Origin of the sequence: Streptomyces sp. CBMA123, from assembly GCF_014596465.1 — a bacterium.
Classification (GTDB): domain Bacteria; phylum Actinomycetota; class Actinomycetes; order Streptomycetales; family Streptomycetaceae; genus Kitasatospora.
The window spans coordinates 23,712-30,508 of the sequence record NZ_MECK01000639.1 but is presented as its reverse complement, the minus strand read 5'-3'; the positions used below and the strand labels follow the sequence as shown (position 1 = coordinate 30,508).

The 6,797-nt window shown below is 71.8% G+C and carries 6 protein-coding genes and 1 pseudogene; 3 read left to right on the top strand and 4 right to left on the bottom strand.

Translation table 11 applies throughout. From position 1 onward, the window contains the following. Nucleotides 1–819: pentapeptide repeat-containing protein (locus BG452_RS44700; RefSeq protein WP_188310142.1), on the bottom strand; the 819-nt coding region annotated here is incomplete at its 3' end. A gap of 136 nt (nucleotides 820–955) precedes the next feature. Between BG452_RS44700 and BG452_RS44695 the strand changes: the two genes are divergently transcribed. Continuing rightward, nucleotides 956–1,624 (top strand): GNAT family N-acetyltransferase, encoded by a 669-nt coding sequence (locus tag BG452_RS44695; protein ID WP_188310141.1) that lies wholly within the window; start codon nucleotides 956–958, stop codon nucleotides 1,622–1,624. Between the two features lie 71 nt (nucleotides 1,625–1,695). Here the strand turns inward: BG452_RS44695 and BG452_RS44690 are convergent, their stop codons facing one another. Both BG452_RS44690 and BG452_RS44685 read right to left on the bottom strand, forming a co-directional pair. Next, nucleotides 1,696–2,484 carry an SGNH/GDSL hydrolase family protein gene (locus BG452_RS44690; RefSeq protein WP_317621534.1) on the bottom strand — a complete coding sequence of 263 codons (789 nt, stop codon included), beginning with the start codon at nucleotides 2,482–2,484 and terminating at the stop codon, nucleotides 1,696–1,698. Nucleotides 2,485–2,743: 259 nt separating this feature from the next. Continuing rightward, nucleotides 2,744–3,106 (bottom strand): annotated as a pseudogene (locus BG452_RS44685) (winged helix-turn-helix transcriptional regulator); the annotation flags it as partial. 97 nt (nucleotides 3,107–3,203) lie between these two features. Here BG452_RS44685 and BG452_RS44680 point away from each other — a divergent pair. Both BG452_RS44680 and BG452_RS44675 read left to right on the top strand, forming a co-directional pair. Then, nucleotides 3,204–4,415: a pyridoxal phosphate-dependent aminotransferase gene (locus BG452_RS44680; RefSeq protein WP_188310139.1), complete on the top strand. Its 1,212-nt coding sequence runs from the start codon at nucleotides 3,204–3,206 to the stop codon at nucleotides 4,413–4,415. Nucleotides 4,416–4,497: 82 nt separating this feature from the next. Beyond that, nucleotides 4,498–4,830 carry a YnfA family protein gene (locus BG452_RS44675; RefSeq protein WP_188310138.1) on the top strand — a complete coding sequence of 111 codons (333 nt, stop codon included), beginning with the start codon at nucleotides 4,498–4,500 and terminating at the stop codon, nucleotides 4,828–4,830. Between the two features lie 75 nt (nucleotides 4,831–4,905). On the opposite strand, the gene BG452_RS44670 is transcribed toward BG452_RS44675, so the two are convergent. Next, nucleotides 4,906–6,573, bottom strand: a complete 1,668-nt coding sequence (locus BG452_RS44670; RefSeq protein WP_188310137.1) for a purple acid phosphatase family protein — start codon at nucleotides 6,571–6,573, stop codon at nucleotides 4,906–4,908. Between the last annotated feature and the right edge of the window lie 224 nt (nucleotides 6,574–6,797).

The following is a 6,797-nucleotide window of genomic DNA, read 5'->3' as shown; positions in this document are numbered from 1 at the left end:
GCGGGTGAGGGCGGCGGGGAGGCGGGTGGTGGCGTCGCCGCGGGCGGCGTTGAGCTGGGCCTGGGTGAGGAAGAGGGCGGTGGTGAGGTCGGCGCCGGCCAGGTTGGCGTCGCGGAGGTCGGCGCCGATGAGGTCGGCGAGGCGCAGGTCGGCGCCGGAGAGGTCGGCGGCGACGAGGAGGGCGCCGCGCAGGTTGGCGCCCTGGAGGTCGGCGCCACGCAGGCGGGCGCCGAAGAGGTCGGCGCCACGGTGTTCGCGGCGCCGGGGGACGGCGGCGCGGACGAGTTCGCCGGCGCGCAGCAGGAGGTCGCTGATCCGCCGGCGGTGGGCCGGGACGTCGACGGCGAGGATCTCCTCGGGGGTGCCGCCGGCGAGGCGGTCGGTCTCCTCCAGGGCCTGCCGCAGTTCGGGGTGAACGGGGCGGGCGGGGGCGAAGGTGAGCGCCTCGGTGAGGTACCAGAGCAGTTCGTGGAGCTGCCGGACGATCGGGAAGACGTCGAACATCGGCTTGGCGCCGGCGGGTTCCTCACGCCAGCTGACCCCGCCGAAGGTGACCCGGGAGACCCGCTGTCCGGCCCCGAAGCAGTCGTAGACGGTGCAGCCCTGGAAGCCGCTGTCGCGGAGCCGGGCGTGGATGCCGCAGCTGAAGTCGGTCTGCAGGTTGCGGCAGGGGGTGCCCGCGGCCTTGTCGACGGCGAAGTCGGCGCCGGCGGCGAACGGCAGGGCGGCGCAGCAGAGTCCGAAGCAGCTGCCGCAGTCGGACTGGAGCGGGGTCGGCGCGGCCGCCGTGGGGTCCTGCGGCGACTCGGTCTCGCTCACGTCCGGGGTCCTTCCAGGGGCTGGGCGCCGGTGGAGTCCGGCGGGTCGAACTCATCAAGATTACTGGGCGGGCCGACCCTCCTACAGGTAAGGTATGAAGGCGATAAGAGACCATTACCCGCGGGGGATTCGCGCCATGTCGCAGTCGAACATCACCGAGCTGGTCCGGATGTGGATCAGCGGCTGGACCGTCTCCCGGGGCGCCGCCGACCCGGTGGAGCAGCCCTGGGGCTGGACCATCGACGTCGGCGCGCCGACCGGCGAGGTCGGGTGGCACGTGCTGCCCGAGCCGACCGAGGAGGAGGTCCGCAAGCTCGCCGAGGCGACCACCGCGCCGACCACCTGGCTGAAGCTGTTCGCCGAGGACGAGACCGTTCGGCCCTGGCTGGGCCCGCGGTGGCGGCTGGACCAGCCGGGCTTCCTGATGACCGCCCCGCTCACCCCCGAGAAGCCCGAGCGGCCGGCCGGCTACACCCTGACCACCTGGACCAGGGGCGGCGTGCTGCGCGCCCTGGTGCGCAGCGAGGACGGGCACCTCGCCGCCCGCGGCCAGGCGGGCCTGGCCGGCGCGGTGGCCGTACCGGACCAGATCGTCACCGCGCCCGAGCACCGCCGCCGGGGCCTGGGCTCCGTGGTGATGGGGGCCCTGCGGTCCGGGGCGTACGAGGCGGGCGCCCGTACCGGCGTGCTGGTCGGCACCGCGGCCGGCCAGGGGCTCTACACGGCGCTCGGCTGGACCACCCACGCCCCGATGGCGAGCCTGGTCCTGGAGGCGGAGAGCCCCGGGCCGAGCTGGCTCGACTAGGACCTCGGACTCAAACGTCGGACATCGGACGTCGGACTCGAACCTCGAACCCAGAACCTCGGACCTCGGGCTCAGCGGTACGGCAGCAGCTCCGGCCGCTTCGGCGGCCGGCCGTCGCCGGAGGAGCGGCCGGTGAGGCGGCGGCCGATCCACGGGCCGAGGTGGGTGCCCAGCCAGCGGGCGTCGGAGCGCAGCTTCTCGGCGCGGCCGGGCGGGGCGGCGGCGGGCAGCGGGGCGCGCCAGTCGAAGGCGGCGGGGCGGCCGAGTGCCTCCAGGACTCCTTCGGCGACCCGGCGGTGGCCCTCGGGCGAGAGGTGCAGGCGGTCCTCGGCCCAGAGCCGGCGGTCGTCGAAGCAGGGTGCGGAGAAGAGGTCGACGACGGCGACGCCGTCCTGCTGTCCGAGTTCCTGGACGAAGGCCTTCATCCGCAGGATGGCGGGCAGCAGCCGACTGCCGCCCGCCATCCTGCGGGTGGGGTCGGTGCTGGTGAACAGGACGACGGTGGCGCCGGTGGCGCGCAGCTCCTCGGCGCAGCGGCCGAGCAGCCGCTCGACCCGGTCGATGTCGCAGCCGGGGCGCAGGACGTCGTTGAGGCCGCCGGCCAGGGTGACGAGTTCGGCGCCCATCGCGGCCGCGGTGGCGAGCTGCTCGTCGTGGATCTGGCCGATGAGCTTGCCGCGGACGGCGAGGTTGGCGTACCGGAAGTCGTCGGCCTCGCCGGCGAGCGCGGCGGCGACCCGGTCGGCCCAGCCTCGGTAGTGGCCGTCGGGATGGAGGTCGTCGCACATGCCCTCGGTGAAGGAGTCCCCGATGGCGACGTAGCTGGTGTAGCTGGTGTAGCTGCGGCTGGTGGTGGGCACGGGCTGCCTCCGCTCTCCTGAGATGGCTCCGCGGTCCGACGATCGTACGCGTGCACTTACCAACCAGTGCGACGGGGGCCCGGCCGCTCATTCGGCGTCCATTGTGCGTTTATCGCGCTGCGCCATCCTGGGTCCACGGGGCGGCGGCCGGCGACGGGGGCCTTGCCGCCGCCCCTTCACCGGACCCCTTCGTCGGACCCGTCGCCCCGCCTGCGGTGCGTTCACGCCCGAGGTGCGTTCACCCCGCGACGGTCGCGCTCGGAGCCGTGAACCAGTGCTCGCGCACCGCGTCGGTGGGCCGCTGTTCGCCGAGGACGCCGAGCCCCCACTCCCCCAGGGCCTCGATCACCGGCCGCAGTTCGCGGCCGCGCTCGGTGAGCTCGTACACCGTGGCGTTGGCCGGCCGTTCCAGTCGGCGCCGTTCCGCGAGCCCTTCGCCCTCCAGCTGCTTGAGCCGGGCGGCGAGGATGTCGGTGGAGACGCCGGGCAGGTCGGCGTGCAGGTCGGTGTAGCGGCGGGGGCCGCGCAGGAGTTCACGGACGATCAGGAGGCTCCAGCGCTCCCCCACCGCGTCCAGGGCGCGGGCGACGGCGCAGTACTGGTCGTAGCTTCGGCGTGACATGTGGATCAGCATAGCCAAGAGGTTGGACTTTCCAAGTGCCAGCTTGGTAGAACAAAGCAGAAGCAACGGAGCGGTGGTGACGGTCGGGAGGCCGCAGATGGAGTTTCGACAGTCCAGCAAGCTCAATGACGTGTGCTACGAGATCCGGGGCCCGGTGGTCGACCAGGCCAACGCCCTGGAGGAGGCCGGGCACAGCGTGCTGCGGCTGAACACCGGCAACCCGGCTCCGTTCGGCTTCGAGGCGCCCGAGGAGATCATCCAGGACATCATCCGCAACCTGCCCTCGGCGCACGGCTACAGCGACTCGCGCGGCATCCTGCCGGCCCGTCGCGCGGTGGTGCAGTACTACCAGCAGCGTGGTGTGGAGGGCGTCGGCGTCAATGACGTCTACCTCGGCAACGGCGTCTCCGAGCTGATCCAGATGGCGATCACCGCGCTGGTGGACGACGGCGACGAGGTGCTCGTCCCGATGCCGGACTACCCGCTGTGGACGGCCTCCGTCCGGCTGGCCGGCGGCAAGGCCGTGCACTACCTCTGCGACGAGCAGGCCGAGTGGTACCCGGACCTGGACGACATCGCCGCCAAGATCACCGCCCGCACCAAGGCGATCGTCGTCATCAACCCCAACAACCCCACCGGCGCGGTCTACCCGAAGGAACTGCTGGAGGGCATCCTCGACCTCGCCCGCCGCCACCAGCTGATGGTGCTGGCCGACGAGATCTACGACAAGATCCTCTACGACGGCACCGAGCACCACTGCCTGGCCGCGCTCGCCGAGGACGTGCTCACCCTCACCTTCAACGGCCTCTCCAAGGCCTACCGGGTGGCCGGCTTCCGCAGCGGCTGGCTGGTCGTCTCCGGCCCCAAGCAGCACGCCACCGACTACCTGGAGGGCCTGACCATGCTCTCCGGCATGCGGCTGTGCCCCAACGTGCCCGCGCAGTACGCCGTCCAGGCCGCGCTGGGCGGCCACCAGTCCATCAACGACCTCGTCCTGCCGAGCGGCCGGCTCACCGAGCAGCGCGACATCGCGGTCAAGGCGCTCAACGAGATCCCCGGCGTCAGCTGCGTCAAGCCCAAGGGCGCCTTGTACGCCTTCGCCCGGCTGGACCCGGCTGTGCACCGGATCGTCGACGACGAGCAGTTCGTGCTGGACCTGCTGCTGCGCGAGAAGATCCACGTCGTCCAGGGCACCGGCTTCAACTGGCCCCGCCCGGACCACTTCCGCTTCGTCACCCTGCCGCGCGCCGACGACCTGGAGACGGCGATCAACCGGATCGGACGCTTCCTGGCGACGTACCGGCAGTAGCGACGTACCGGCAGCAGCGATGTACCGGAAGCAGCGGCAGCAGCGGCAGCAGCGGCGGCAGCAGCACGTACGCTGACCAGCCATGACCACCCTGCGTTCCATCGCCCTGTTCGCCGTCGCCGCACTCGCCGAGATCGGCGGCTGCTGGCTGGTCTGGCAGAGCGTGCGGGAGCAACGGCCGTGGTGGCTGGCCGGGTTGGGCGTGGTGGCGCTGGGCGCGTACGGCTTCGTCGCGGCGCTGCAGCCGAACGCCGACTTCGGCCGGGTGCTGGCCGCCTACGGCGGGGTGTTCGTGGCCGGCTCGCTGCTGTGGGGCGTGGTCGTGGACGGCTTCCGGCCGACCCGCTACGACGTGCTGGGCGCGCTGGTCTGCCTGGCCGGGGTCGGCGTGATCATGTACGGGCCCCGGCGCTGAACGCACCGGGGAACAGGCCCCGGCTCCGAGGTTCGCAGGACCTCGGAGCCGGGGCACCGCCACGGCCGCGGAGCCCTACCAGCCCCAGCCGCCGCCCTGCCCGTCGTCGTCGCTGCCGGAGTCCCAGCCCTCGCCGACCTTGCGCAGGATCGTGTAGTTGTCGATCTGGCTGCCGTTCTCGGCCAGCGCGGTGACCTTCATGACCGACTTCTGGCCCAGGTGGGCCGGGGTGACGTCGACCTTGATGAAGGAGTAGCCGGTGTAGCGCACCCGCGACCACTGGATGGTCTCGGGGGTCTTCACCCGGCCCTTGCTCCAGTAGTAGGTGGTGACCTCGTCCTGGTGGTTCTCGTGCCCCTCGTAGGTGTCCGGCACGTCGAACTTGTACAGGCTGCGGCCGGCCGCGCCCGCGGTCACGTAGACCACGCCGTCCTTCGCCGGCTCGATGGTGGCGCCGCTCGGCACCTGCTTCGAGACCTTGTTGCCGAGGATGGCGTCGGTGCGCTCGTAGATGTGGTTGTGGCCGTTGATGACCAGGTCCACCCGGTACTTCTCGAACAGCGGCACCCAGGCTTCACGGACGCCGCCCTCGGAGGCGTGGGCGACGGTGGTGGAGAAGGCGCAGTGGTGGAAGAAGACCACGACGAAATCGACGGTCTCGTCGCTCCGCAGATCCTTGAGGGTGCGCTCCAGCCACGTGGTCTGCCTGTTGGCCGAGACGCCCAGGTTGGCCGGGATCTCGTAGGAGACGTCGTTGGCGTCCAGCGAGATGACGCCGACGTTCTTGTAGCGGAAGGTGTAGACGCCGGGGACCTTGCGCGGGTCCGGGCCGTTGTCCGGCAGGAAGAAGCGGGCGTTCTCGCCGCCGTAGCCGTTGGGCGAGTACCAGGCCTCGACGTCGTGGTTGCCGTAGGCGACCATCCACGGGATGTCGGCGGCGACGGTCTCGGTCTGGACCAGGAAGTCGTCCCAGGTCTTCGCGTTGAAGACGGACTTGTCCGGGTCGGTGCCGGAGCCCGCCGGGTCGGCGTAGCAGATGTCGCCGGCGTGCAGGTGGAAGGCCGGCTTCTGGGCCTTGATGACGTTGTCGTTGCCGGCCGCGTGGGCGCTGACGCCCTGGTCCCCGAAGGCGGTGAAGGTGAACGGCTCGTACACCTTGCCCCAGCGGTGGTCCCGGGAGGGCGCGGTGCGGAAGGTGTGCAGGGTGGAGATCTGCTGCTGCGAGGCGGGGTCGAAGCCCTCGTGGCCGACGCCGTAGTAGTAGGTGGTGTCGGGCTGGAGGTCCTCCAGCGCCACGTGCAGGTAGTACTGGTCCACCGGCTGGCTGTTCGGGGTCAGCGCCGGGGTGTGCAGGGCGCGGACCTCGGCCTGGATCTTGTGGCTCAGCTCCCACGGGTGCCGGCCGAAGCGCAGGAACGGCTTCTTGACCGGCGCCGGGACCTGCCAGGAGATGCGGAACTGGGTGTCCGGCTCGGCGCCGAACTGGAGGTGACGCCCGATCGGCGCGACCAGCGAGCCGTCGATGCCGGCCGTCGTGGCGCCGGTCAGCAGCTGGGGTCCGGCCGGCGCGGCGAAGGCCGGTGCACTGCCCAGTGCACCGCCGACGGCGACGGCGCCCACGGTCACCGCGCCGGCGCGCAGCATGCGGCGGCGGGAGAAACGGGCCCGCAGGTACTCGTGCTGCTCGGCCGTGCTCATGCGGTCGGCAAGCTTGGCCGGCACGCCCATGTTGGGGATATCCATGCGCGGGACTCTGTCAGCGGTGCGTTGACCGCACGCGGACTTCCGGTGAACGGGCCTCAGCGCGCGCCCCAATCGGACACCAACGTTGGACCATGGCCAGGCAAAGAGCATGTCCCCATCGAAGTGATGCCGGATCATGACCCGGGCCTGCGGCGCGGACCGAGCAGGGCGCGCGCCGGGCGGCACGGGTGCCGGACGGAACGGGTGCCGGACGGAACGGGTGC

What these genes read in the sequence shown, in the direction of transcription:
- BG452_RS44695 (WP_188310141.1), top strand. Translation starts at nt 956, where the DNA reads ATGTCGCAGTCGAACATCACCGAGCTGGTCCGGATGTGGATCAGCGGC.
- BG452_RS44680 (WP_188310139.1), top strand. Translation starts at nt 3,204, where the DNA reads ATGGAGTTTCGACAGTCCAGCAAGCTCAATGACGTGTGCTACGAGATC.
- BG452_RS44675 (WP_188310138.1), top strand. Translation starts at nt 4,498, where the DNA reads ATGACCACCCTGCGTTCCATCGCCCTGTTCGCCGTCGCCGCACTCGCC.
- BG452_RS44670 (WP_188310137.1), bottom strand. Translation starts at nt 6,573, where the DNA reads ATGGATATCCCCAACATGGGCGTGCCGGCCAAGCTTGCCGACCGCATG.